This window comes from Pseudomonas parasichuanensis (assembly GCF_021601385.1).
Classification (GTDB): Bacteria; Pseudomonadota; Gammaproteobacteria; order Pseudomonadales; family Pseudomonadaceae; genus Aquipseudomonas; species Aquipseudomonas parasichuanensis.
Genome location: NZ_BQHO01000029.1, coordinates 35,337 through 58,192, shown reverse-complemented (window position 1 = coordinate 58,192; position 22,856 = coordinate 35,337). Strand labels below are relative to the sequence as shown.

Annotated in this window: 24 protein-coding genes; 14 read left to right on the top strand and 10 right to left on the bottom strand. The window is 66.7% G+C overall.

Translation table 11 applies throughout. The annotated features are described in order from the left end of the window. The first annotated feature begins 70 nt into the window (after nt 1-70). Entirely contained in the window at nt 71-976 is a 906-nt protein-coding gene (locus tag L6D77_RS20705) for a LysR family transcriptional regulator (RefSeq protein WP_232881628.1), read from the top strand. Further along, the gene (locus tag L6D77_RS20700; protein ID WP_232881630.1) at nt 964-1,785 is read left to right on the top strand and encodes an aldo/keto reductase; all 822 of its coding nucleotides are present in this window, start codon (nt 964-966) and stop codon (nt 1,783-1,785) included. The genes L6D77_RS20705 and L6D77_RS20700 overlap by 13 nt, the downstream gene beginning before the upstream one ends. A 169-nt stretch (nt 1,786-1,954) precedes the next feature. On the opposite strand, the gene L6D77_RS20695 is transcribed toward L6D77_RS20700, so the two are convergent. Genes L6D77_RS20695 through lexA form a run of 4 tightly spaced genes read right to left on the bottom strand, consistent with a single transcriptional unit; the run spans nt 1,955 to nt 7,676 of the window. Continuing rightward, nucleotides 1,955-5,056: an error-prone DNA polymerase gene (locus L6D77_RS20695; RefSeq protein ID WP_232881632.1), complete on the bottom strand. Its 3,102-nt coding sequence runs from the start codon at nt 5,054-5,056 to the stop codon at nt 1,955-1,957. Further along, complete coding sequence (locus L6D77_RS20690; RefSeq protein ID WP_232881634.1) at nt 5,032-6,450, bottom strand: Y-family DNA polymerase; 1,419 nt, start codon at nt 6,448-6,450, stop codon at nt 5,032-5,034. Before L6D77_RS20690 ends, L6D77_RS20695 begins: the two co-directional genes overlap by 25 nt. A gap of 6 nt (nt 6,451-6,456) precedes the next feature. After that, a complete protein-coding gene (gene imuA / locus L6D77_RS20685; RefSeq protein WP_232881647.1) occupies nt 6,457-7,068 on the bottom strand; it encodes a translesion DNA synthesis-associated protein ImuA in 612 nt (203 codons plus the stop codon). Beyond that, a complete protein-coding gene (lexA, locus tag L6D77_RS20680; protein WP_232881658.1) occupies nt 7,068-7,676 on the bottom strand; it encodes a transcriptional repressor LexA in 609 nt (202 codons plus the stop codon). The genes imuA and lexA overlap by 1 nt, the downstream gene beginning before the upstream one ends. A 102-nt stretch (nt 7,677-7,778) precedes the next feature. Between lexA and L6D77_RS20675 the strand changes: the two genes are divergently transcribed. Together L6D77_RS20675 and L6D77_RS20670 are read left to right on the top strand one after the other, a co-directional pair. Further along, nucleotides 7,779-8,444, top strand: coding sequence for an HAD family hydrolase (locus L6D77_RS20675; protein ID WP_232881660.1), 666 nt, complete (start codon nt 7,779-7,781; stop codon nt 8,442-8,444). A 464-nt stretch (nt 8,445-8,908) separates the two neighbouring features. After that, a complete protein-coding gene (locus L6D77_RS20670) occupies nt 8,909-9,637 on the top strand; it encodes a DUF899 domain-containing protein (protein ID WP_232881661.1) in 729 nt (242 codons plus the stop codon). Nucleotides 9,638-9,647: 10 nt separating this feature from the next. Here L6D77_RS20670 and L6D77_RS20665 read toward each other — a convergent pair whose 3' ends face one another. Beyond that, nucleotides 9,648-10,229, bottom strand: a complete 582-nt coding sequence (locus L6D77_RS20665; protein ID WP_236170118.1) for a flavin reductase family protein — start codon at nt 10,227-10,229, stop codon at nt 9,648-9,650. A gap of 235 nt (nt 10,230-10,464) precedes the next feature. On the opposite strand from L6D77_RS20665, the gene L6D77_RS20660 reads away from it, so the two are divergent. Next, nucleotides 10,465-10,803, top strand: a complete 339-nt coding sequence (locus L6D77_RS20660; protein ID WP_232881663.1) for a hypothetical protein — start codon at nt 10,465-10,467, stop codon at nt 10,801-10,803. Between the two features lie 94 nt (nt 10,804-10,897). Next, nucleotides 10,898-12,331 carry a MocR-like pyridoxine biosynthesis transcription factor PdxR gene (gene pdxR, locus L6D77_RS20655; RefSeq protein WP_232881665.1) on the top strand — a complete coding sequence of 478 codons (1,434 nt, stop codon included), beginning with the start codon at nt 10,898-10,900 and terminating at the stop codon, nt 12,329-12,331. On the opposite strand, the gene L6D77_RS20650 is transcribed toward pdxR, so the two are convergent. Both L6D77_RS20650 and L6D77_RS20645 read right to left on the bottom strand, forming a co-directional pair. Further along, nucleotides 12,324-13,517: a cyanate transporter gene (locus L6D77_RS20650; RefSeq protein ID WP_232881667.1), complete on the bottom strand. Its 1,194-nt coding sequence runs from the start codon at nt 13,515-13,517 to the stop codon at nt 12,324-12,326. The two genes, pdxR and L6D77_RS20650, sit on opposite strands and share 8 nt — an antisense overlap. Beyond that, nucleotides 13,514-13,972 (bottom strand): nucleoside deaminase, encoded by a 459-nt coding sequence (locus L6D77_RS20645; RefSeq protein WP_232881669.1) that lies wholly within the window; start codon nt 13,970-13,972, stop codon nt 13,514-13,516. Before L6D77_RS20645 ends, L6D77_RS20650 begins: the two co-directional genes overlap by 4 nt. A 195-nt stretch (nt 13,973-14,167) precedes the next feature. On the opposite strand from L6D77_RS20645, the gene L6D77_RS20640 reads away from it, so the two are divergent. Further along, nucleotides 14,168-14,605 carry a carboxymuconolactone decarboxylase family protein gene (locus tag L6D77_RS20640; protein WP_232881671.1) on the top strand — a complete coding sequence of 146 codons (438 nt, stop codon included), beginning with the start codon at nt 14,168-14,170 and terminating at the stop codon, nt 14,603-14,605. A 72-nt stretch (nt 14,606-14,677) separates the two neighbouring features. Here L6D77_RS20640 and L6D77_RS20635 read toward each other — a convergent pair whose 3' ends face one another. After that, nucleotides 14,678-15,688 (bottom strand): AraC family transcriptional regulator, encoded by a 1,011-nt coding sequence (locus L6D77_RS20635; protein WP_232881673.1) that lies wholly within the window; start codon nt 15,686-15,688, stop codon nt 14,678-14,680. A 179-nt stretch (nt 15,689-15,867) separates the two neighbouring features. Here L6D77_RS20635 and L6D77_RS20630 point away from each other — a divergent pair, with 179 nt between their 5' ends. Genes L6D77_RS20630 through L6D77_RS20620 form a run of 3 tightly spaced genes read left to right on the top strand, consistent with a single transcriptional unit; the run spans nt 15,868 to nt 18,511 of the window. Beyond that, complete coding sequence (locus tag L6D77_RS20630; protein WP_232881675.1) at nt 15,868-17,052, top strand: acetyl-CoA C-acyltransferase family protein; 1,185 nt, start codon at nt 15,868-15,870, stop codon at nt 17,050-17,052. 12 nt (nt 17,053-17,064) lie between these two features. Beyond that, entirely contained in the window at nt 17,065-17,913 is an 849-nt protein-coding gene (locus tag L6D77_RS20625) for a 3-hydroxybutyryl-CoA dehydrogenase (protein WP_232881677.1), read from the top strand. A 10-nt stretch (nt 17,914-17,923) separates the two neighbouring features. Beyond that, nucleotides 17,924-18,511, top strand: coding sequence for a TetR/AcrR family transcriptional regulator (locus L6D77_RS20620; RefSeq protein WP_232881679.1), 588 nt, complete (start codon nt 17,924-17,926; stop codon nt 18,509-18,511). Here L6D77_RS20620 and L6D77_RS20615 read toward each other — a convergent pair. Then, nucleotides 18,508-19,497: a bile acid:sodium symporter family protein gene (locus L6D77_RS20615; RefSeq protein ID WP_232881681.1), complete on the bottom strand. Its 990-nt coding sequence runs from the start codon at nt 19,495-19,497 to the stop codon at nt 18,508-18,510. The two genes, L6D77_RS20620 and L6D77_RS20615, sit on opposite strands and share 4 nt — an antisense overlap. A gap of 132 nt (nt 19,498-19,629) precedes the next feature. Here L6D77_RS20615 and ampC point away from each other — a divergent pair, with 132 nt between their 5' ends. From ampC to L6D77_RS20595, 4 genes are all read left to right on the top strand, one after another. Next, nucleotides 19,630-20,769, top strand: coding sequence for a class C beta-lactamase (ampC, locus tag L6D77_RS20610; RefSeq protein WP_232881683.1), 1,140 nt, complete (start codon nt 19,630-19,632; stop codon nt 20,767-20,769). Nucleotides 20,770-20,771: 2 nt separating this feature from the next. Continuing rightward, nucleotides 20,772-21,395 (top strand): glutathione S-transferase family protein, encoded by a 624-nt coding sequence (locus tag L6D77_RS20605; protein ID WP_232881685.1) that lies wholly within the window; start codon nt 20,772-20,774, stop codon nt 21,393-21,395. A 308-nt stretch (nt 21,396-21,703) separates the two neighbouring features. Further along, a complete protein-coding gene (locus L6D77_RS20600; protein WP_232881687.1) occupies nt 21,704-22,036 on the top strand; it encodes a hypothetical protein in 333 nt (110 codons plus the stop codon). 96 nt (nt 22,037-22,132) lie between these two features. Next, nucleotides 22,133-22,555: a group II truncated hemoglobin gene (locus tag L6D77_RS20595; protein ID WP_232881689.1), complete on the top strand. Its 423-nt coding sequence runs from the start codon at nt 22,133-22,135 to the stop codon at nt 22,553-22,555. On the opposite strand, the gene L6D77_RS20590 is transcribed toward L6D77_RS20595, so the two are convergent. Next, nucleotides 22,546-22,851 carry a hypothetical protein gene (locus tag L6D77_RS20590; RefSeq protein ID WP_232881690.1) on the bottom strand — a complete coding sequence of 102 codons (306 nt, stop codon included), beginning with the start codon at nt 22,849-22,851 and terminating at the stop codon, nt 22,546-22,548. The two genes, L6D77_RS20595 and L6D77_RS20590, sit on opposite strands and share 10 nt — an antisense overlap. Nucleotides 22,852-22,856 lie beyond the last annotated feature (5 nt).

Here is a 22,856-nt window from a genome sequence, read left to right as displayed (position 1 = left end):
GTCGACTGATTTGTTAATTTTGTTTTCGTCATCGATTGATAACTTTTGCAAAACAAAGGGCAAGCCAGCCATGAACGTCAAGCAACTGCGCGCCTTCATCACCGTGGCCAAGTACCAGAGCTTCGCCCAGGCCGGCGAGCACCTGCATGTGTCGCAACCGGCCCTGAGCCTGACCATCAAGGCGCTGGAGGACAACCTCGGCGGTGCCCTGCTCACCCGTACCACCCGCAGCGTCAGCCTCACCCCCGAGGGCGAGGTGCTGCTGCCCCTGGCCCGGCGCCTGCTGGCCGACTGGGACGACACCGAAGAGATGCTGCGCCAGCGCTTCACCCTGCAACTGGGCAGGGTGTCGGTGGCGGCCATGCCCTCCTTTGCCGGCAACTTGCTGCCGCAGTCATTGAAAGTGTTTCGCCAGCGCTACCCGAAAGTGAACGTCACCGTGCACGACGTGATCAACGAACAGGTGCTGGAGCTGGTGCGCCACCGCCGGGTCGAGCTGGGCATCGGCTTCGAGCCCGACAGCAGCGAGGCGCTGCGCTTCCACCCGCTGTACATGGACCGTTTCGTCGCCGTGGTGCCCGCCGACTCGCCCCTCGCCCGCCAGCCCCAGGTGAGTTGGCGCGAGTTGCTGGCCGAAGACTTCATCGCCCTGCAACGCCCGTCGGCGGTGCGCCTGCTGCTCGAACAGCACCTGGCGGCCGGGCACGGCAAGCTGGCGGTGGCGTTCGAGAGCCACCAACTGTCGACCATCGGCCGCATGGTCGCCAGCGGCCTGGGCGTGAGCGCCGTGCCGGCCCTGTGCATCGGCCAGATGCAGGAGCTCGGTGCGCGCTGTGTGCCACTGGTCGAGCCCACCGTGGAGCGGCGCATCGGCGTGATCGCCCTGGCCGACCACAAACTGTCGCGGGCCGCCGAAGCGCTGCTCGACGTGCTGTTGACCCATACCCACCCACAGGAGGTGACATGCGCTACGTGAATCTGGCGGGAACCCGCGTGCCGACCATTGGCCAGGGCACCTGGTACATGGGCGAAAACCCAGGGAGCAAGGCGGCCGAAGTGGCGGCCCTGCAGCAAGGCATCGACCTGGGCCTGAGCCTGATCGATACCGCCGAAATGTACGCCGAGGGCGGTGCCGAGCAGGTGGTCGGCGAGGCCATCGCCGGGCGTCGCGACCAGGTGTTCCTGGTCAGCAAGGTCTACCCGCACAACGCCAGCCAACGCGGCGTGCCGGCGGCGTGCGAACGCAGCCTCAAGCGCCTGGGTACCGAATGCATCGACCTGTACCTGCTGCACTGGCGTGGGCAGTATCCGCTGGAAGAGACCGTCGAGGCCTTCGAGCGCTTGATCGAGCAGGGCAAGATCCGCCGCTGGGGCGTGTCCAACTTCGACCTGGATGACCTGCAGGAACTGGACAATCCGGCCTGCGCCACCAACCAGGTGCTGTACAACCCGGCCGAGCGTGGGATCGAGTTCGACCTGTTGCCCTGGAGCCGCCAGCAGCAGCTGCCGACCATGGCTTACTGCCCGCTGGCCCAGGCGGGAAGACTGCTGCGTCATCCGGTGCTGGCCGAGATTGCCGAGCGTCATGATGCGACGCCGGCCCAAGTGAGCCTGGCATGGGTCACGCGTGGCGAAGGGGTGATTGCGATTCCCAAGGCGGTGAGCCCGGCCCATGTGCGCCTGAATGCGGCGGCGGGTGACCTGCTACTGACTGACGCGGACTTGCAGGCGATTGACCAGGCGTTTGCGCCACCGACCCGCAAGCAGCGGTTGGCGATGGTGTGAACCCAAGACATTGTGCGTTGTTGTAGGAGCGGCCTTGTGCCGCGAAAGGGCTGCGCAGCGGCCCCGGCGATCTTCAACGTATACACGATGGCTGGGGCCGCTTTGCGGCCCTTTCCGGCCGGTCCGGCGCCCCGGCAAGGCCGCTCCTACAGGGATTTGCGGTGATCCGCTAATGAAAATCCCGGCTACGCACATCCAGCCCCTGCAGCAACGGGCTGATATCCTCCAACCGCCGCGCAATCAGATGACGCACGCCCTTCTCCCGCTCCAGCCGCCCGCTCACCTTGAGCAACCGCGCCCCCACCAGCGCCCGCCGCTGCCGTTCGGCCAACGCCCGCCAGACCACCACATTGACCATGCCGTGCTCGTCCTCAAGGGTGACGAAGGTCACGCCGCTGGCGGTTTGCGGGCGCTGGCGGCCGACCACGATGCCGGCCACGGCAATGCTGTCGCCATGCTCGACTTCGGCCAGTTGCGCTGAACTGCGACAGCCCAAGGCGCGCAGGCGCGGGCGCAGCAAGGCCAGCGGATGCGGGCCGAGCGTGGTGCCGAGGGTGTCGTAGTCGGCCACCAGGTCCTCGGCCACGCTGGGTACCGGCAAATCAACTGCCGCTTCCGGGGCGTCCTCGACCTGGGCGAACAGAGGCAGTTGCGCCTGCACCGCCGCCACCTGCCAGCGCGCCTGGTGCCGGTCGCGGGCCAACGCCCGCAACGCACCGGCATCGGCCAACCGGGCACAGGCGCGGCTGTCGAGCCCGGCGCGCAGGCACAGGTCCTCGACATCGCGCCAGGGCCGCTGTGCCCGCGCCTGCTCCAGGCGCCGGGCATCGCCTTCGGCAAAGCCGCGGATCTGCCGCAACCCCAGGCGGATGGCCAATGCGCCCTCGCCCAGCGGCTCCAGGGTGCAGTCCCATTGGCTGTGCTCGACATCCACCGGACGTACCTCGATGCCCTGCCGACGCGCTTCCTGCAACAGCTGGTCGGGGCTGTAGAAACCCATGGGCCAGCTGTTGATCAAGGCACAGGTGAAAATCGCCGGTTCGTGGCATTTGAGCCAGCTGCTGGCATAGCACAACAAGGCGAAACTGGCGGCGTGGGACTCGGGGAAGCCATAGCTGCCGAAGCCCTTGATCTGCTCGAAGATACGCTCGGCGAACGACAGTTCGTAGCCATTGCGCAGCATGCCCTCGATCAGCCTGACCCGGTGCGGTTCAAGCCCGCCATGGCGCTTCCAGGCCGCCATGCTGCGGCGCAGCTGGTCAGCCTCACCGGGGCTGTAGTCGGCGGCGACCATGGCCAACTCCATCACCTGTTCCTGGAACAGCGGTACGCCCAGGGTGCGCTCGAACACTTCGCGCAGCTGCTCCGAAGGGTAGCTGACCGGCTCCTCGCCCAGCCGGCGGCGCAGGTAGGGGTGGACCATGTCGCCCTGAATCGGCCCCGGGCGCACGATCGCCACTTCGATCACCAGGTCGTAGAAGGTAGTGGGTTTGAGCCTGGGCAGCATGGCCATCTGCGCCCGCGACTCGATCTGGAACACGCCCATGGTATCGGCACGGCTGATCATGGCGTAGGTGGCCGGGTCTTCGCCGGGGATACTGGCCAGGGTCAGCTCACGCCCACGGTGCAGGGCAATCAGGTCGAAGCAGCGGCGCAGCGCGCTGAGCATGCCCAGCGCCAGCACATCGACCTTCAGCAGGCCGACCATGTCCAGGTCGTCCTTGTCCCACTGGATCACCGTGCGGTCTTGCATCGCCGCGTTTTCCACCGGCACCAGTTCGTGCAGGGGCTGCTGGGAAATGACGAAACCACCCGGGTGCTGCGACAGGTGCCGGGGGAAGCCGATCAGCTCGCTGGCCAGCACCAGAATGCGCCGCAGCGAGGGGCTTTGCGCATCGAAGCCGGCCTCGGCCAGGCGTTCGGCATCGGGGATGCGGTCGCTCCAGCGCCCGCAACACTTGGCCAGGGCATCCACCTGGTCGGCCGGAAGCCCCAGCGCCCGGGCCACATCGCGCACCGCGCCGGCGGCGTGGTAGCTGCTGACCACAGCGGTGAGCGCGGCACGCTGCCGGCCATAGCGGCGGAACACGTACTGGATCACTTCTTCACGGCGGTCGTGCTCGAAGTCCACGTCGATGTCCGGCGGCTCGTTGCGTTCGCGTGACAGAAAGCGCTCGAACAGCAGGCGGTGCACCGTGGGGTCGAGTTCGGTGATGCCCAGCACGTAGCAGACCACCGAGTTGGCCGCCGAGCCGCGGCCCTGGCAGAGGATGTGCTGGCTGCGGGCGAAGGCGACGATGTCGTGCACGGTGAGGAAGTAGCTGTCATAACCGAGCGCCTCGATCAGTGCGAGTTCCTTGTCCAACAAGTCGCGCACCTTGGCAGTCGCACCCTCGGGCCAGCGCCTGGGCAGGCCCTGCTCGCACAGTTGGCGCAACCAGCTGGCGGGCGTGTGTGCCTCTGGGACCAGCTCGCGCGGGTACTGGTATTTCAACGCCGACAGATCGAAGCTGCAGCGCTGGGCGATGGCCAGGGTTTCGGCCAGCATTTGCGGGGGATAGAGTTCGTGCAATTGGTCGAGCGGGCGCAGATGCCGCTCGCCATTGGCGAACAGCAAGCGCCCCGCCTCGGCCACCGGGCAGTGGGCGCGGATCGCGGTGATGCAGTCCTGCAGCGCACGGCGCCCACGCACGTGCATGTGTACATCGCCACAGGCCACCAGCGGCACGGCCAGTTGTGCACTCAAGGCGTACAGGTGTGCCAGGCGCGCGTCATCGTCGGCGCCCCGATGCAGATGCACGGCCAGCCACAGGCGCTCACCGAACAGTGCCAGCAGTTGCTGCCCGACACTGGCAGGCGCATCGGCTTCAGGCACCCACAACGCCAGCAAACCTTGATGATGGGCGGCAAGGTCTTCCGCCAGCAGCCGGTAGCTGCCCTTTGGTGCTCGGCGCCGTGCCTGCGTGATCAGTGCACATAGGCTTTGGTAACCAACCAGATCCTGCACCAACAGCACCAGCTTCGGCCCCTGCTCCACCCGCACCTCGCTGCCGAGGATCAACTTGAGGCCATGCTCACGGGCGGCCTGCCAGGCCCGGACGATGCCCGCCAGGGTGCATTCGTCAGTGATCGCCAAGGCCTGGTAGCCCTGTTCACGGGCACGGCGAAACAGTTCATCGGCACTGGAGGCACCGCGCTGGAAGCTGAAATTCGACAGGCAATGCAGCTCTGCGTAACCCTGGCCGTTCACGCGAACCAGCCTTGCAACCACAGCGGCCCAGGGGCCGCGAGGTCACGGAAGGCCCAGCCGCGCAGGCCATCGCGGGTTTCGATACGGTAGTAATCGCGCCGCACATCACCGCCGTCCCACCAACCGGACTCGATGCGCTCGGCGTGCCCCAGCAGCTGCACGCCAACCTCGGGCAGCGGTAGGGGTTCGGGCAGCAACCAGCCGGGGCGGCTGCCTGGCGCCATGACCAACTGGCCTTGGGCGCCCTGCTCCGCGCCTTGCCAGGCACATTCAGGGCGGTGATCGGCTTCGGCGCGCAGGCCCTTGACGGCCTCGTCGCCCAGCCGTGCGCGCAGGCGCTCGCGCAGTTGCTCCCAGGGTTGCGTCTGCTGGGCTCGTGGGTCGAACAACGCCTGGTGCTGGGGCACAAAAGGCGGCAGATCGGCGGCCACCAGGCGCAGGTTGCGGACCGGCGCCGGAATGCGCACGGGTTCCAGACGACCGCGCGCCAGCTCAAAGAGCAGTGCGGCATCACGCTCGGCAGCCAGCAGGCCGACCTTGAGCACGGTATCCGGGCCCTCGGCGTGCTCCAGGTACAGCTCGAAGCGCTGCACGCCGCAATCCCGCCCGGCGAGGAACGCCGCCAGGTCGTTGAGCAGCCGGCGCAAGGGAAACAGCAGGGCCTGGTGCGACTCGACATCGAAGTTCAGCTCCAGCCGCGCTTCGAAGCGCTCGGGCGGTTGGTAAAACGCCAGCCCCAGCGAGCGCTGGCCAAGCAGTTGGTCCAGGTGCAATTGCACCTGACTGCTGAAGCGTCGGGCCAGGGCGTCACGGGGCAGCGCCACGACCTGGCCCAACCGGCGCAGGCCCATGCGTGCAAAAGCTTCGCTGGCATCGGCGGGCAAGCCTGCCCGTTCGATGGCTAGATCGAGCAAGGCCGCACGGGTCTCGTCGGGACTGGTCACGGCCAGCCCATCGTGAGCATTGGCGAGCATCCTCGCCGCCACCGGGTTGCTGGCCAGCACGATGCGCTGGCGCAGGCCCAGCCCAGCGAGCTCTTCACGCAGGCGCGCCTCGAACAGGGGCCAGGGCCCGAAAAGCTGCAGGCTCGAACCCACCTCCAGCAACAGCGCGCGTGGGTAGTGCAGGCTGACCTGAGCACTGAAACGGTAGGCCCAGGCGGCCAGCAGCTGCTGCAATTGGTCGATGCGCGCGGGCTCGACTTCAACGCAGGTGAAACCATCGGCCAGGGCGCGGGCAGCGGTCAGCGCCTGCCCGGCGCGCAACCCCAGCCTGGCGGCGGCCGGGCTGACCGCCTGCAGCACGCGGCGCTGGCCTGGCCCTCCCAGCAGCACCAGAGGAGTGTCAGGGTCGCCCCGCTGGCGCAGGACGCTGTCCAGCGCCAGCTGCGGGAACAGGATGCAGGCCCAGAGCATGGTGCTTCAACCCCGGGCGATAGGGTTGGCGGGGGGCAGGCCACCCCGGCACTTGAGCACCCGCCACTGGGCCGGACGGGTGTCGATGGCGATCCGCAGTGCGGCAGGTGACGGGTTGAGTGCGGCCTGCTGCTCACGGCAAGCGAACGCCAACGCGTTGCCGGTTTCTGCAGCCACCTGCAGCCGACGCAAGGCCTTGTCATCGGCGCGCGCCGGCCAGCACAGCACCGCCGCGCAGCTACCCGAGCGCAGGCATTGCTCAGCGGCCCACAGGGCATCGTTGTGCGCGCTGTCGACCTGCACCAACCAACGCAAGTCGACACCCGCGGCCTGCCAGGCCGGGGCATAGGGAATGAAGGGCGGAGCCACCAGCACGACACGCTCACCGGCTGCGGTCAACCGTGCCAGCGTCGGCCAGAGCAACTGCAGTTCACCCACGCCTGGGCTGGCCAGCAGCAACTCGCTCAAGGCCGCGGCGGGCCAGCCGCCCTCTGGTAACCGGGCATCGAGCGCGGCATGCCCGCTGGGCTGCAAGCCAAGCGGCCGGGCCTGAGCCTGCCGCCCGCGCCACACCTGGCGCTGGTCGAGCAGCCGGTCGAGGTCGACCACCGCGCCCATCAGTCACGCCTCAGCAAGCCGCAGAACACGCCTTCGATGAAGAATTCGTGCTCGGGGCCGACGTCGATGGGTTGGTAGTTCGGGTTGCGTGGCAACAGGCGGTAGCCGTCGCGGGTGTGCTGCAGGCGCTTGATGGTGACTTCGCCGTCAAGCCGGGCGACCACGATCTGGCCGTCGCGCGCCTCGCCCTGCTGGCGGATGCCGACCAGGTCGCCGTCGAAGATGCCGTCGTCGACCATCGAGTCGCCACGCACCTTGAGCAGGTAGTCGGGGGTACGGCGGAACAGGCTGGGGTCGAGCAGCAATTGCTCGTGAATGTCGAGGTCGGGGCCTATAGGCGCGCCAGCGGCGACCTGGCCGAGCACCGGCAGCTCGAGAATCTCCGGCCGGCGCAGCGGTTCGGCCAGGCGGATACCGCGCGCCTGGTTGGGCGTGACGTCAATGAAGCCGCCCTGACACAGGGCCGTGATGTGCTTGCGCGCCACGCTGCGCGAGGCAAAACCGAAGCGTACGGCGATATCGGCCAGCGAGGGCGGCTGGCCATGTTCGATGATGCGCTCACGAATGAAATCGAGAATGGCGCGGCGTTTGGGGGTCAGATTGTCCATGGAGCACACTTGTACTCTTTTTGTGGAGCACTGAACAGCCCCCTTGGTCGTCGGCTTTGGCTATGATGCTGCTGAATTGATTCTTCAACGCCAGGATGCCCGATGCTCACCGCCTTGCTGTTCGACCTCGATGGGACACTCACCGATACCGACACCCTGCACCTGCAGGCCTTCCGCCAACTCCTGCACGACTACGATGGCCGCGATCTGACCCAGGAGCAGTTCGACCTGCAGGTGAGCGGCCGCTCCAACGGTTTGCTGTTCGCCGACCTGTTCCCCCAGGCTGACGCCGCCCAGCGCCAGGCCCTGGCCGAGCGCAAGGAGGCGCTGTTCCGCGAACTGTCGCCGAGCCTGGAACCCCTGCCCGGCCTGCTGCGGCTGCTCGATCATGCGCAGCAGCACGAGGTGGGCGTGTGCGTGGTGACCAATGCCCCACGCCTGAACGCCGAGCACATGCTCGCGGCCATGGGGCTGAGTGGGCGTTTCGAGCATGTGCTGGTGGCCGATGAGCTGGCCCGGCCCAAGCCGGACCCGCTGCCCTACCTCACCGGGTTAGAGCGCTTGCAGGCTGAAGCTGGGCACGCGCTGGCCTTTGAGGATTCGTTGCCGGGGGTGAAGGCGGCCAGCGATGCCGGCATGCTTACGGTGGGCTTGGCTACCACGCAGACAGCCGAGCGCCTGCATGAGGCTGGGGCACAGCTGGTGATCGAGGATTTCAATGATCCACGGTTGTGGGCATTGATTGAGCGGATGCAGTTAGAGGATTGAGATTGCATATGGGCTGGCAGGTGCATGCCGGGGGATTTGCAGCGCCTATGAGATCGAGCGCCGCCCGCGCGGCGCATCGCTGGCAAGCCAGCTCCCACATCTGTTTCGGGCCAATCACTCCTGCAAGGTCATCACTGTCCGCCTTGTTGGTACGACGCGGTATTGAGGTGGGCACCACTGGCGCTTCGCCCGACTTGAGACATGCACCAAGGCGTGCAGCGGTACCTTCACGGGCATAATTGGCCCGAAACAGATGTGGAGCTGGCTTGCCAGCGATGCGCCGCGCGGACGGCCCTCGAGCTGAAGAGCGCTGAAGATGTCCTGTCAGGCACCTGCCAGCCCACACACTTTCTCAAGCCATGAACAACTACCCCCACCACTCGTCGCGCCCCGCCACGACCCTGTCGATTCATCGCCCTCCCCATTCGACCACTCAATGAATCCCCCTGCGCGGAGCGCACCCCATGAACACGCCCGTCAACAATCACCCGGTGGTCACCCGCAGCCAATGGCTCGCCGCCCGCCGGCAGCTGTGGCTGCATGAAAAAGCCCTCACCCACCAGCGCGATGAACTCGCCGCGGCCCGCCGTGCCCTGCCCTGGGTTCGGGTCGAGGAAAACTACCGTTTCCACGGCCCCGACGGTGAGCTCGCCCTGGCCGACCTGTTCGCCGGGCGCAGCCAGCTGCTGGTCTACCACTTCATGTTCGCCGAAGGCTGGAACGAAGGCTGCCCGGGCTGCTCGTTCCTCGCCGACCATTTCGACGGCGCCAACCTGCACCTGGCCCACCACGACGTGTCGCTGGTGGCGGTATCACGGGCCCCCTATGGCGAATTCCAGGCGTTCCGCCAACGCATGGGCTGGCGCTTCCCCTGGTACTCCTCCCACGGCAGCCGCTTCAACCAGGACTTCGGCGTGAGCGTGGCCACCGATGGCAGCGCCGAGTACAACTACGAACCTTACACAGGCAGCGAGGCGGAGCTTCCGGGCTTGAGCGCGTTCATTCGCGACAGTGACGGTAGCGTCTATCACTCCTACTCCACCTACGCCCGCGGGCTGGACATTCTGGTCAATACCTACAACTTCCTCGACCTGGCCCCGCTGGGGCGCAACGAAGGCGGGACGATGGACTGGGTGCGCCACCACGACCGCTATGAAGGCGCCCCTGGCAAGCCGCACTGCTGCGAGGAATGACGGGCTCGCTTCATTCGCCCTGGTCGATCACCAGCGGCTCGCCGATGGCGTAGAAGTGCCCGCCCGCCACGTAATGCAGGCTGCGCCAGTCGGGGTCGGCATGCTCGTAGGCCCAATGCCCGTCGCGGAACACCCGGTCATCGGCCCAGGCCGCGACCACTTCGCCAATGAACAGGTCATAGGTTTGCTGGTTGTGCGGCTCGTCGATCACCCGGCACATCAGCCAGGCCGAGCAACCGTTGACCAGCGGCGCCTCGAACCCCGCGACGCGGGCCAGCTCGACACCGATACGCGCCAGCTTGTCGGGCTGGTCGAACAGGCTCTGGTTACCCACCTGGTGGGTGAGGCGTGCCTGGGCAGCGTTGGGCACCTGCAGCACGAACCAGCCACTGCCCTCCACCAACTGGCGGGCACGGGCGCTCTTGTCGAGGACCACGGTCACCTTGGGCGGGTCGAAGTCCAGGGCGCAGGCCCAGGCAGCGGCCATGACGTTGTCGACCCCGGCATGGCTGGCTGAAACCAGCACGGTGGGGCCGTGGTTGAGCAGGCGATAGGCCTTGGTCAGGTCGACGGGCTGGAAGTGGCTGTGCATGGCAAACCTCGGTGCTACGCAGGGGGGCAGGTCGGCCATTGTGCCGCAGCGGGCATACCGGCGACAGCGATGATCGGGATCAAGGCAGGGCTCGGGTCACTCGCATAATTTGGGACTGTTCCTACAATTGAGTCGGAAGCAGCCTGCTTTCCGTCTTACGCCTGCAAAAACATGATCGGACCTGGATGTCGTCATGCCCGCCCTGCGCGGCCAGCCCACCCGACGAGGCCCTACCATGCCCAGCCAAGCCCGCGATACCGAAGCCCTGCAACACACCCTGCGCCAGCTGCTGGCCCATGAGGTCAGCAACCCCGATGACAACCCGCACCTGTCCGGCGTGCGTTTTTTCTGCGCCACCGACGAACACACCCGCCAACTGATCGAGCGCGTCGAGCTGCTGGCCAGCGAAGCGTTCTTCGACGAACAAGGGCGCGCCATTGCGGCGCACATGCAGGCTGCGGCCATCGATGGCATCAGCATCCGGCAGAAACGCAAGGCGCCCGAGGATGAAACGGTGATCCGCATCGCCCTGCCGGAAAAGGGCTACATCACCATCAGTACCGCCCGCCTTTGACCCTTTGCACAAGGGCCGCCTGTTCGGCCCTCTTGCAGCTTGCCGCGCGAACCCCGAAGCTTTGACACCCCTGCGCTTCGGACACAGCCCCCCGATGGAACTGCACATCCGCCTCGAAGGCCGCAAAGGCCTCGCCGACCAGCTCTACCAGCAGCTGCGCGCCGGCATCGACAGCGGCCACCTGGCCGCCGGCACCCAACTGCCGCCAACCCGCCTGCTGGCCGAGCAACTGGGCGTTTCACGCAAGACCGTGGCCGAAGCCTACTCACGCCTGACCTACGACAACCTGCTCAGCGGCGTGGTCGGCCGCGGCACCTTCATCACCCCTCGCCAGCCCGTGCAGGCCAACGCCGCCGAAGCGATCCCACTAGCCGCTGCCGACGCCCTGGAGCGCTGGCGATTGCGCGCCACGGTGCTGGGGCGCCGCGCGCTGGATGCCCCCTCGCGCTATGACTTCATCGGTGGTGCTTCAAGCAAGGCGCAGTTCCCCTACGACCAGTGGCGCAGTTGCCTGCAATACGCCCTGCGACGGAGCCAACGGCACACCGAGCGGCAGTTCTCGCCCCAGGGCCTGCCCGAGCTGCGTGAAGCCATCGCCCACCACATCGCGTTCGCCCGGGGCGTGCACTGCAGCGCCGCCGATGTGCTGGTGTGCAATGGTGCCCAGCAGGCCCTGGACCTGATCGCCCGGGTGCTGGTCGAGCCGGGCTGCAAGGTGGCCATGGAGGATCCCGGCTATCCACCGGCCCGGCAACTGTTCCTGGCCCTCGGCGCACAGGTGCAGTCGGTGCCGGTGGACGATGAGGGGCTGTGCGTGGAGCAGATCGAAGCCGGTACCCGGCTGATCTACGTCACCCCCTCGCACCAGTTCCCGCTGGGCATGCCCATGGGCGCACAGCGGCGCCAGGCGTTGCTGGCCCGGGCCGCCGCGCTGGGTGCCTTGATCATCGAGGACGACTACGACTGCGAGTTCCGCTACCAGGGGCCGGCCGCCGAAGCCTTGCAGCGCCTGGACCGCCATGGGCTGGTGGCCTATGTCGGCACCTTCTCCAAGACCTTGCTGCCCGAATTGCGCCTGGGCTATGCGGTGCTGCCGCCGGCGGTGCTGCAGGCCGCCTGCGTGGCCAAGCACCTGACCGACTGGCACAGCCCGAGCCTGCAGCAATGGGCCTTGGCGCGCTTCATCGGCGAAGGTCACCTGAGCAAGCACATCCGCCGCTGCCACGAGGTGTACAGCGCCCGCCGCGAGCGGATCCTGGCGCGCCTTGACGGCGACCTGGCGCCCTGGTTCGAGGCCGTGCCGGCCAGTGCCGGCTTCCACCTGAGCGCCTTGGCCAAGCCGGGGGTCGATGTGGAGCTGCTGATCAACCTGGCGCGCAAGGTCGAGGTGGGGCTCTATTCGTTGGCGCCGTTTTTCAGCGAGGCCCCGGTGCGCCCGGGGTTGCTGCTGGGCTTCGGCGCCATCGAACTGCTGGATATCGACCCGGCGCTGGACCGGGTCCGCGATACCCTGCAGCGCCTCAGTTGAGCGCTGCAGCGCCCGTCTGCCCTGGCCGGGCGATGGCCCGGGCATAGCCATCCGGGGCGAAGCGCGCGGTGACCAGCAGCATGGCCAGCACGGTGCAGGTCAGCAGGGTCCAGGACGCCTGGAAGTCGCCGCTGACATCGCGCAGCCAGCCGGTGATGTACGGCACGATGCCAGTGACGATGAAGCCCACCCCCTGGACGAAGGCCGCCAGGCTGCCGGCTGCGGCCGGCGTGCGCAGGTGTTCGAGGGTCAGCGTCAGGCTGAGGCTGAAGCAGGCGCCCAGGCCCAGGCCGATCATCGCCACCCACAGGCCCATGGCGCTGGCCGGTGCCAGCAGCAAGCCGAGGAAGCCACCCAGCTGGATCAGCAGCGCCAACCACAAGCCAGGCCGACGATCCGCCAGGCGGCGCAGCAACAGCGGCAAGCCAAGTGCACCCGTTACCTGGAAGAGGGTCATCAACCCCACCAGTTCACCGCCGCCCTGGGCCGTGCCGCCATGCTCCAGGTGATAGGCCGGCAGCCAGGCCACCATGCTGGTGTAGCCGCCGTTGATCAGGCCAAAGTACAGCGCCAGCAGCCACGCGCGGCGATTGCCAAACCAGTGCCCTCCACCCGCGCCTGCCAGCGTTGGGGTGGCATGGCGTGGCCGCAGGGCAATCCAGGCGACCACCGCCAGCAGCGCGGGCAAGGCCCAGACGCCCAGCCCAACTTGCCAATGGCCAAAGTGCGCGGTGATCGAGGGGCCCAGCACCGCCGCCAAGCCACCTCCAGTCATCAGGGCTGCCGAATACAAGCCCATAGTCGCCGCCAACCGCGTTGGGAACCAGCGATTGACCAGCCCCGGCATCATGCCCTGCACCAGCGCCACCCCCAGCCCGGCGACCACCGCACTGGCGATCAGTGCCCAGGCGCTGCCCAGTTGCAGGCGCCACAGGCAGGCCAGGGCAATCGCCGACAACCCGGCGAGCATGCCGCCATGCTCGCTCAGCCAGCGCCGCAGCCAGGGTTGCAGCAGCGGCACCAGGCCCATGCACAGCACCGGCAATGCCGTCAGCAATGCCGCCTGCTGGTAGCCCAGGCCGGTGGTCTGGCGCATGGGCTCGAGCAGTGGGCCGATGCTGGTGAGGATCGGCCGCAGGTTCAGCGCCAGCAACACCACCAGCAACAGGTTCAGTGCGTTCCTCATGCCTGGCTGGCCTGCTGCCACTGGGCATAAAGGCCCGCTTCGCCAGCGGGCTTCAGCGGCCGCAGCGGCAAGCTTTGCTGCTGCGGCGGGCGGGCCATCTGCGCATACACCGCGGCGGTGGACAGGCCATAGGGCTCGCCCTCGTCGTTGCCATAGGCGAACCAGGCGCGTTCGATCCCGCACAGGTGCATGGCCGCCAGGCACATCGGGCACGGGTGGCCGCTGGCGTAGATCTCGGCCCCGTCCAGGCGTGCCCGGCCCAGCACCTGGGCCGCCTGGCGGATAGCCTGCATCTCGGCGTGGCTGGTCGGGTCCTGGGTGCTGTGGATCTCGTTGACGGCGCGGGCGATCACCTGGCCCTGGTACACCAGCACGGCACCGAACGGGCGGCCACCGGCCTGGATATTGGCGCGGGCCAGGTCGAGGGCCTCGCGCATGAAGTGTTCTGCGGACATGAATCGGTACTCCGGGATTGACCCGGCCATTATCCCGGCTTGGCCACAGCGGTAGAAATGAAGAGATTGGATGCACCTCAGTGGCCAGGCGAATGCCGGATTGGCCTCCTGGCAAAGCGTGGGATTGGCTATTCGGCGCGCTGGCGGGTGGCGTTAAGGTGGCACCACGCCTTATCACCTCTCTGGAGATCCACCATGCACGACCGTATCGAATGGGCCAAAGCCGCCCCGGAAGCCTACAAGGCCATGGTCGGCCTCGAGCAGGCCCTGATCCAATCGGGGCTGGAGCATTCGCTGCTCGAACTGATCCGCCTGCGCGCCTCGCAGATCAACGGCTGCGCCTACTGCGTCAACCTGCACGCCAACGATGCACGCAAGGCCGGCGAAACCGAGGCCCGCCTGCAGACCTTGAGCGTGTGGCGCGAAACCCGCTACTTCACCCCCCGCGAGCGGGCTGCCCTGGCCTGGGTCGAGAGCCTGACCCGCCTGCCCGAGCATGGTGCGCCGCAGGATGAATACCTGGCACTGCAGGAACACTTCGAGCCCAAGGAAGTGGCGAACCTGACCCTGGCCATCGCCACCATCAATGCCTGGAACCGCTTTGGCGTGGGCTTTGCGATGGTGCCGGCCTAAGGCTTGGGCGCAAATTGGGGCCGCGCAGCGGCCCCATGAGCACATAAATGTCACAGTTCGACAGGGTTGGCTCTAGACCACCCTGAGCCTGGCCCGATAACTACCCGGGCTCTGCCCGGTCCACTTCTTGAACGCCCGATGAAACGCGCTGGGCTCCTGAAAGCCGGTCTGCTCGGCAACCTCGGCAATGCTCAGGCAACCTTCACGCAGCAGTTCGAAGGCCATCGCCCGGCGCACCTCATCCTTGATCTGCTGGTACGAGCGCCCTTCGCGCTCCAATTGGCGGCGCAAGGTGCTGGCACTGAGCCGTTGCCGCTCGGCCATGGCATTGAGCGTTGGCCACTGCCCATAGTGGCGGGCACGCAGGTGCCGATACACCTCCGCCACCAGGCCGTTCTGATTGCGAAAGCGGATCACCAGCCCCTGGGGCGCACTGCGCAGGAAGGTCTTCAGGGCCGGCAGATCCTGCATCACCGGCAAGCGCAGCCAGGCGCTGTCGAACTCCACCTCGGTGCGGCCACTGCCCAGGCGCAGGTCAGGCCCCCACAGCAAGGCGTCGTCTTCCTGGGCCGGGCGCGGCAGCGCAAGCTCGGTACGGTCGATGGCAATGCGTCGCCCGGCCAGCCAGCACATCAGCCCGACCACCAGCACCAGGTAGGTTTCCTCGGCATAAACCCGGGTCAGCGGGTCCTCGATGCTCGACTGCACGCTGATCACCGCACGCGCGCCGCGCACCGTGACAGTACCGCGCAGGTCACGCAAAAACAGCGCGAAACTGCCCAGGCACTGACGCAAGGCCTTGTCCAGGTTGGGCTCCTGGATCAACCCCCGGCAGATCAGGGCGAAGCTGCCCAGTGGCATACCGTGGCTGTCGAGATGAAAGAACTCATCGTCGAGCTCGTCGATCAGCGCCAGCCACAACTGGGCGAAGGCCTTGGCCGGTACCCGGGCCTGGGGCTGCGCCAATAAAGCCGGTTCGATGCCTACCGCGCGCAGGTGGGCATCACGCGCCTGCGGGCGCTCTCGCAAGGCGTGGAGCATGGCGTTGAGAAAGTACACCGCGACCGTATCGCTATCGCGCATGGCTAATGTTCGCTGTCTATGCTGAGTGGCAAAAAATGCCAGGTTGACTGAACAGATCCGGCATAGGCCGCCTGCCGACCTTTGCCTAGACTCGATTCACTTTTCGTAAATACCCCAAGGCGGCGCCATTCTCGCAGAGCCGGCCCCCGCCCCGCCATGTCTTTGCAAACGGAGCCTTTATGAGCAGCACAGAAATCTACGTCGTCAGCGCAGTGCGTTCGGCCATCGGCAGTTTTGGCGGTTCGCTCAAGGACCTGCCGCTGGCCGACCTGGCCACCCAGGTCACCCGCGCCGCCATCGAGCGCTCGGGTGTGAGCGCCGAGCAGATCGGCCACGTGGTGATGGGCACCGTGATCCCCACCGAACCCCGCGACGCCTACCTGAGCCGCCTGGCCTCGATGAATGCCGGCGTGCCCAAGGAAACCCCCGCCTTCAACGTCAACCGCCTGTGCGGCTCGGGCCTGCAGGCCATCGTCTCGGCCGCCCAGGGCCTGTTGCTGGGTGAAAGCGACATCGCCCTGGCCGCCGGCGCCGAATCCATGAGCCGCGGCCCGTACCTGCTGCCACAAGCCCGCTGGGGCGCGCGCATGGGTGACTTGCAGGGTATCGACTACATGGTTGGCATCCTGCAGGACCCGTTCGAGCACTTCCACATGGGCATCACCGCCGAGAACGTCGCGGCCGCCCACGGCATCACCCGCGAAATGCAGGACGAAGTGGCCCTGACCAGCCAGCGCCGCGCCGCCCGCGCCATTGCCGAAGGCCGCTTCGACAGCCAGATCGTGCCGATCGAGATCAAGACCCGCAAAGGCAGCGTGCAGTTCAGCGTCGACGAGAACGTGCGTGGCGAAGCGTCCGCCGAGCAACTGGCCGGCATGAAGCCTGCGTTCAAGAAGGACGGCAGCGTCACCGCCGGCAACGCCAGCAGCATCAACGATGGTGCCGCCGCCCTGGTGCTGGCCACCGGTGACGCCGTGCAGCGCCTGGGCCTCAAGCCGTTGGCTCGCCTGGTGGCTTATGCCCATGCCGGCGTCGAGCCTGAATTGATGGGCCTGGGCCCGATCCCGGCGACCAAAAAAGTGCTGGAAAAGGCCGGCCTCAAGGTGTCCGACCTGGATGTGATCGAGTCCAACGAAGCCTTCGCTTCCCAGGCCTGCGCCGTGTCCCGCGCCCTGGGCTTCGACCCGGAAAAGGTCAACCCCAACGGTTCGGGCATCTCCCTGGGCCACCCGGTGGGTGCCACCGGCGCGATCATCGCCACCAAGGCGATCCATGAACTGCAGCGTGTGCAGGGCCGTTACGCCCTGGCCACCATGTGCATCGGCGGCGGCCAGGGTATCGCCGTCGTCTTCGAACGCGTGTAAGGAACCGGCAACATGACTATCGAACAGATCGCCGTGATCGGCGCCGGCACCATGGGCAACGGCATCGCGCAGGTGTGCGCGGTGGCCGGCTACCAGGTGCTGCTGGTGGACGTGTCCGACGCCGCGCTGGAGCGTGGCGTGGCCACCCTGGGCAAGAACCTCGAGCGCCAGGTCAACAAGGGCACCCTGGATGCGGACACAGCAGCGGCGGCGAAAACCCGCATCCGCACCAGCACCGACTACGCCCAGCTGGCCAGCGCGCAGCTGGTGATCGAGGCAGCCACCGAGAACCTGCAACTCAAGCAACGCATCCTGCAGCAGGTGGCGGCCAACGTCGGCAGCGACTGCCTGATCGCCACCAACACCTCGTCACTGTCGGTCACCCAACTGGCCGCCAGCATCGAGCACCCCGAGCGCTTCATCGGCGTGCACTTCTTCAACCCGGTGCCGATGATGGCCCTGGTCGAGATCATCCGTGGCCTGCAGACCAGCGACAGCACCTACGCCCAGGCGCTGTTGGTCACCGAGAAGCTTGGCAAGACCCCGATCACCGCCGGCAATCGCCCGGGCTTCGTGGTCAACCGCATCCTGGTGCCGATGATCAACGAGGCGATCTTCGTGCGCCAGGAAGGCCTGGCCAGTGCCGAGGACATCGACACCGGCATGCGCCTGGGCTGCAACCAGCCGATCGGCCCGTTGGCCCTGGCCGACCTGGTGGGCCTGGACACCTTGCTGGCGATCATGGAGGCCTTCCACGAGGGCTTCAATGACAGCAAGTACCGCCCTGCCCCGCTGCTCAAGGAGATGGTTGCCGCCGGCTACCTGGGGCGCAAGAGCGGCCGCGGCTTCTTCACCTACTAAGGAGCGCGCCATGCCCCCGGTCAACGCGGCGATGCGCTGTGCCAACTTCGAAGAGCGGCGTGACAGGGCCATGGCGCTGTTCGCTGAAAAGGGCTTCGGCCAGGTCAGCATGCGTGAGCTGGCGGCGCACGTAGGCCTGACCGCGGGTTCGCTGTACCACCATTTCCCCAGCAAGCAGGACCTGCTCTACGACCTGATCGAGGAGCTCTACGAAGAGCTCCAGGCCACCCTCGACCAAGGCCGCAGGGCCCTGGCCAAGGGCAAGCCGGTGCTGGCTTGCCTGATTGCCGCACACTGGCATCTGCATGGCGAACGGCCGTTGCAGTTCCGCCTGGCCGAGCGCGACTTCTGCTGCCTAAGCGAAGCACAGCAGGCGCGCCTGCTGTGCTTACGCGAGCGCTATGAAGCCGGCCTGCTGCGCCTGATCGCCCCGCAGGCACGGCTCGATGGCGCCGCCCTGGCCGCCACCGGGCATGTGCTGGCGACCCTGCTCAACCAGCTGCCAGGCTGGCTGCGCGAGCGCGACCTGGGCGAAGCGCAGGGGCTGGCGCTGATGGAAAGCCTGGTGCTGGGCGGCATCGAGCGCACGCTCGGCTAGCCTGCCGTCGCCGCCTCACTTGCGGTTTCCCGCGCGGCATAACGCTGCGCCAGCACCGCGCAAACCATCAGTTGGATCTGGTGGAACAACATCAATGGCAGGATCATCGCCCCGATACCACTGCCTACGAACAGCACCTGGGCCATCGGCACGCCGGTGGCCAGGCTCTTCTTGGAGCCGGCAAACAGGATGGTGATGCGGTCTTCCACACTGAACCCCAGCACTCGCCCGAGCACGCGGGTGCCCAACAGCACCACCGCCAGCAGGATCCCGCACACGGCAAACAGCCCGGCCAGGTGTTGTGGCGACACGGTGTGCCACAGGCCTGTGACCACCGCTTCGCTGAAGGCGGTGTAGACCACCAGCAGGATCGAGCCCTGGTCGACCAGCTTCAGCCAGCGCGCATTGCGCTTGACCCAGTCACCGATCCAGCGCCGCGCAATCTGCCCGGCCACGAACGGCACCAGCAGTTGCAGGGTGATTTTCAGCACCGCGTCCAGCCCCGAGCCGGTATCACCGGAGGCACCGAGCAGCATCATCACCAGCAGCGGCGTAAGGAAGATGCCCAGCAGGCTCGATGCCGCCGCGCTGCAGATCGCCGCCGGTACGTTGCCACGGGCCAGCGAGGTGAAGGCGATGGCCGACTGCACAGTGGCCGGCAAAGCACACAGGTACAGCACGCCCAGGTACAGCTCGTTGCCCACCAGCGGTACGAACAGCGGCTTGAAGGCCATGCCCAGCAGTGGGAAAAGCACGAAGGTGCAGGAGAACACCAGCAGGTGCAGGCGCCAGTGGCCGGCCCCGGCGATGATCGCTTCCCGCGACAGTTTGGCGCCATGCAGGAAGAACAGCAGGCCGATGGCCAGGTTGGTCAGCCAGCCGAACATCAGCGCGCCCTCGCCGGAACAGGGCAGCACGGTGGCCAGGAACACCACCCCGAGCAAGGCCAGGGTGAAATTGTCGAACAGCATGCGCAAATACTTCATCACAGGTTCCGTCTTGTCATTGTGCAAGGCCAGACGATAAGGTTTCGGGCCTTGCGCCGCTAACGCTGGAACCCCTGCCAGTGTCGCGCAACGGACACCACCACCCCGCCCTGACAAGGACAGCCCCTTTTGATGATCCGCACCCACCGCGCACTGCTTACTGCCGCCTTGGCTTTCGTGGCACCGCCACTGCTGGCCGATGACCTGCAAAGCCAGGTCGATGGCATCATCCAGCCGCTGATGCGCGAACAAGGCATAGCCGGCATGGCCGTGGCCGTCTACGCCAACGGCCAGTCGCATTACTTCAACTATGGCTGGGCCAACAAGCACGATAAACAAGCCGTGACCCGCGACACCCTGTTCGAGGTCGGTTCGCTGAGCAAGACCTTCACCGCCACCCTCGCCGCCCTGGCCAGCGCCGAAGGCAAGCTCGACCTCTATGCCCCAGCCAGCCGCTACCAGCCGGCCCTGGCCAAGGCCCCGATCGGCAGTGCCAGCGTGCTGGAGCTGGGCGCCTACAGCGGCGACTGCCTGCCGCTGCAGTTCCCGGACGAGGTGCAAACGCCCGAACAAACCCTGGCCTGGTTGCAAAACTGGAAGCGCGTTGCCGAGCACGGCACCCAGCGCTGCTATTCGAACCCCAGCCTGGGCCTGTTCGGTGACCTCGCCGCCCGCTCGCAGCAGCGCCCGTTCGCCGAGCTGATGACCCAGGGCCTGCTGCCACGCCTGGGCCTTACGCACACCTATCTTGAGGTCCCGGCCAAGGAGCGCGGGCTCTACGCCCAGGGCTACGATGCCGCCGACAACCCCGTGCGGGTAAACCCGGGCCCTTATGCAGACGAGGCCTACGGCATCAAGACCAGTGCCAGCGACCTGCTGCGCTACGTGCAACTGCAGGTGCAGCCCGCCGAGCTGGACCCGGCCCTGCGCAAGGCCATCGCCATCACCCAGGGCGGCTACTTCCAGGTCGGCGCGATGACCCAGGGCCTGGGCTGGGAGCGCTACCCCTACCCGGTCACGCTCGACACCCTGCTGGCCGGCAACGGCGCGAAGATGATCCGCGAGCCCCAGGCCACCCGCGCCTTGACCCCGGCACAACCTGCTGAACCTGCAGCCTGGTACAACAAGACCGGCGCCACCGGCGGCTTTGGCGCCTACATCGCCTTCGTGCCGTCCAGGCAGATGGGCATCGTGCTGCTTGCCAACCGCAACTACCCCAACGAGGAGCGCGTGCGCGCCGCGCAGCGCATCCTGTCCAGCCTGGAGCAATGAGCATGTTGAAGATTCTCGGCAAGGCCTCGTCGATCAACGTGCGCAAGGTGCTGTGGACCTGCGCCGAACTCAACCTGCCCTACCAGCGCGAAGACTGGGGTAGCGGCTTCCAGGCCACCGACACCCCGGCGTTCCTGGCCCTGAACCCTAACGCCATGGTGCCGGTGATCGTCGATGGCGATTTCGTGCTGTGGGAGTCCAACAGCATCCTGCGCTACCTGGCCAACCAGTACGACGGCAGCCACCTCTACCCGCCGGCGCCACGCGCCCGGGCCGCCGTGGACCAGTGGCTGGACTGGCAGGCCACCGACCTCAACGACGCCTGGCGCTACCCGTTCATGTCGCTGGTGCGCCAGTCGCCAGCCCACCAGGACCCGGCACAGCTGGCCGCCAGCAGTGCGCTGTGGAGCGCCAGGATGGGCCTGCTCGAGCAACGCCTGCAGGCCACCGGTGCCTACATCGCCGGCAGCGATTTCAGTCTGGCCGACGTGGTCATCGGCCTGTCGCTCAACCGCTGGCGCCGTACCCCGGTAGAGCACCCGCCGCTGCCGGCGCTGGAGGCCTACCATGCCCGGCTGCGGCAACGCCCGGGCTTCCTTGAACACGGCGATAACGGCTTGGTCTGACAGCAAATGCAGGATTGTCCGACAAGATGTAGTGACTAAAAATATTCACTACAAACCTATTGACGCCCTTCCCGGGCCTTGGGCATGATGAGGCCGTCTCCCTGATCGGGAGCGGTGGCAAGGGTGTTCCAGACGGCTTGCGCGGTAACGCAGGCCGTCCGTGGAGAGGGAAACTGCCCAGAAGGCAGCGTGAGAAAGCCCCTGTTGCGATGCTGCTGTAGCAGCTTTGGTTAGTGCGCTACATGTTGTGGCGCCGAATGTGAACTTCACAACGAACTTCACCCAACGAATAGGGTAATGGGGGCTTTATGATGAACTTGAACAACAATCCAACCATCGACCAATTGGCTCAGCTGTTCGCCGCGCGCAAGGACAGCCTCGACGACCATCTGCTGTGGGTCAGCCAGTCCGGCGAAGTACGCCTGGACCGTCTGCCACCGAACACGGTCGAAGACGAATTCGAATCGCACATGCCCAGCATGCGCGCCCGCTTCAAGGTCTACCGCCGTGGCCAGGGCTACGTCGGCAAGAAGGCCGCCGCCGACACCGGTTTCGTCGGCCGCGTACTCGAGACCCTGCAACAAGAATGGCCCGGTGCCCGCGAGCGCCAGGCAGTCAAGGTGATCGACACGCTGAACTGATACGTCACGTCGTCCACCACAGCTTGAGCCCGGCCCCACAAGGCCGGGCTTTTTCATGCCTGCTAGAATGGCCGCCCTACCGAAACGGAGCGCCTGATGAACACCCCCACCTACGGCACCGACGATGCCTCCTACCAGGCCGCCGGCGGCATCGACGGCCTGCGCCAGCTGGTCGACGACTTCTATCGGCTGATGGATGAGCTTCCGGATGCCGTGGGCCTGCGGCGTATGCACCCACAGGATCTGTCCGCTTCGCGCGACAAATTGGCGTGTTTTCTCAGTGGTTGGCTGGGCGGACCGCGCCTGTACAGCGAGCGCTATGGCTCGATCGCCATCCCGTCGTTCCACGCGCAATGGCCAATCGACGAAAGCCACGGCGCCCAGTGGCTGGACTGCATGGCCCGGGCCATTGCCCTGCAACCCTGGCCCGTCGATTTTGCCGAGTACCTGTTGCGCCAGCTACGGGTGCCCGCCGAACGTATCGTCCAGGCCAGCCGCAACCGCCACCCTCAGGCCTGAAGCCGGCGCGGCGTGTGCACGGGCAGCGGCAAGGCACCGGTGGCCAGGGCGCGGGCCCGGTCCACACCCCACACCAGCGCACGGGTCATGGTTTCACCGGGGCGCGCCGGGTAGTACTCCTCCACCAGCGCCCTGCCCCCCTGGGCATACACCCCAAGGAACATCTGCGTGGCACCCAGGCGCGACAGACGCACCTGCACTTCGATGCAGGTGCCATCGCTCAGCACCTCATCGTGGCTGCGGCTGTGCAACTGTGTATCGGCCCACTGCCAGTAGGTTTCTTCCCTGATACGCATTGAAT

Excerpts from the sequence above, each read along its gene's own strand:
- L6D77_RS20705 (WP_232881628.1), top strand. The coding sequence starts at position 71 with ATGAACGTCAAGCAACTGCGCGCCTTCATCACCGTGGCCAAGTACCAG.
- L6D77_RS20700 (WP_232881630.1), top strand. The coding sequence starts at position 964 with ATGCGCTACGTGAATCTGGCGGGAACCCGCGTGCCGACCATTGGCCAG.
- L6D77_RS20690 (WP_232881634.1), bottom strand. The coding sequence starts at position 6,450 with ATGCTCTGGGCCTGCATCCTGTTCCCGCAGCTGGCGCTGGACAGCGTC.
- imuA (WP_232881647.1), bottom strand. The coding sequence starts at position 7,068 with ATGGGCGCGGTGGTCGACCTCGACCGGCTGCTCGACCAGCGCCAGGTG.
- lexA (WP_232881658.1), bottom strand. The coding sequence starts at position 7,676 with ATGGACAATCTGACCCCCAAACGCCGCGCCATTCTCGATTTCATTCGT.
- L6D77_RS20675 (WP_232881660.1), top strand. The coding sequence starts at position 7,779 with ATGCTCACCGCCTTGCTGTTCGACCTCGATGGGACACTCACCGATACC.
- L6D77_RS20670 (WP_232881661.1), top strand. The coding sequence starts at position 8,909 with ATGAACACGCCCGTCAACAATCACCCGGTGGTCACCCGCAGCCAATGG.
- L6D77_RS20665 (WP_236170118.1), bottom strand. The coding sequence starts at position 10,229 with ATGCACAGCCACTTCCAGCCCGTCGACCTGACCAAGGCCTATCGCCTG.
- L6D77_RS20660 (WP_232881663.1), top strand. The coding sequence starts at position 10,465 with ATGCCCAGCCAAGCCCGCGATACCGAAGCCCTGCAACACACCCTGCGC.
- pdxR (WP_232881665.1), top strand. The coding sequence starts at position 10,898 with ATGGAACTGCACATCCGCCTCGAAGGCCGCAAAGGCCTCGCCGACCAG.
- L6D77_RS20650 (WP_232881667.1), bottom strand. The coding sequence starts at position 13,517 with ATGAGGAACGCACTGAACCTGTTGCTGGTGGTGTTGCTGGCGCTGAAC.
- L6D77_RS20645 (WP_232881669.1), bottom strand. The coding sequence starts at position 13,972 with ATGTCCGCAGAACACTTCATGCGCGAGGCCCTCGACCTGGCCCGCGCC.
- L6D77_RS20640 (WP_232881671.1), top strand. The coding sequence starts at position 14,168 with ATGCACGACCGTATCGAATGGGCCAAAGCCGCCCCGGAAGCCTACAAG.
- L6D77_RS20635 (WP_232881673.1), bottom strand. The coding sequence starts at position 15,688 with ATGCGCGATAGCGATACGGTCGCGGTGTACTTTCTCAACGCCATGCTC.
- L6D77_RS20630 (WP_232881675.1), top strand. The coding sequence starts at position 15,868 with ATGAGCAGCACAGAAATCTACGTCGTCAGCGCAGTGCGTTCGGCCATC.
- L6D77_RS20625 (WP_232881677.1), top strand. The coding sequence starts at position 17,065 with ATGACTATCGAACAGATCGCCGTGATCGGCGCCGGCACCATGGGCAAC.
- L6D77_RS20620 (WP_232881679.1), top strand. The coding sequence starts at position 17,924 with ATGCCCCCGGTCAACGCGGCGATGCGCTGTGCCAACTTCGAAGAGCGG.
- L6D77_RS20615 (WP_232881681.1), bottom strand. The coding sequence starts at position 19,497 with ATGAAGTATTTGCGCATGCTGTTCGACAATTTCACCCTGGCCTTGCTC.
- ampC (WP_232881683.1), top strand. The coding sequence starts at position 19,630 with ATGATCCGCACCCACCGCGCACTGCTTACTGCCGCCTTGGCTTTCGTG.
- L6D77_RS20605 (WP_232881685.1), top strand. The coding sequence starts at position 20,772 with ATGTTGAAGATTCTCGGCAAGGCCTCGTCGATCAACGTGCGCAAGGTG.
- L6D77_RS20600 (WP_232881687.1), top strand. The coding sequence starts at position 21,704 with ATGATGAACTTGAACAACAATCCAACCATCGACCAATTGGCTCAGCTG.
- L6D77_RS20595 (WP_232881689.1), top strand. The coding sequence starts at position 22,133 with ATGAACACCCCCACCTACGGCACCGACGATGCCTCCTACCAGGCCGCC.
- L6D77_RS20590 (WP_232881690.1), bottom strand. The coding sequence starts at position 22,851 with ATGCGTATCAGGGAAGAAACCTACTGGCAGTGGGCCGATACACAGTTG.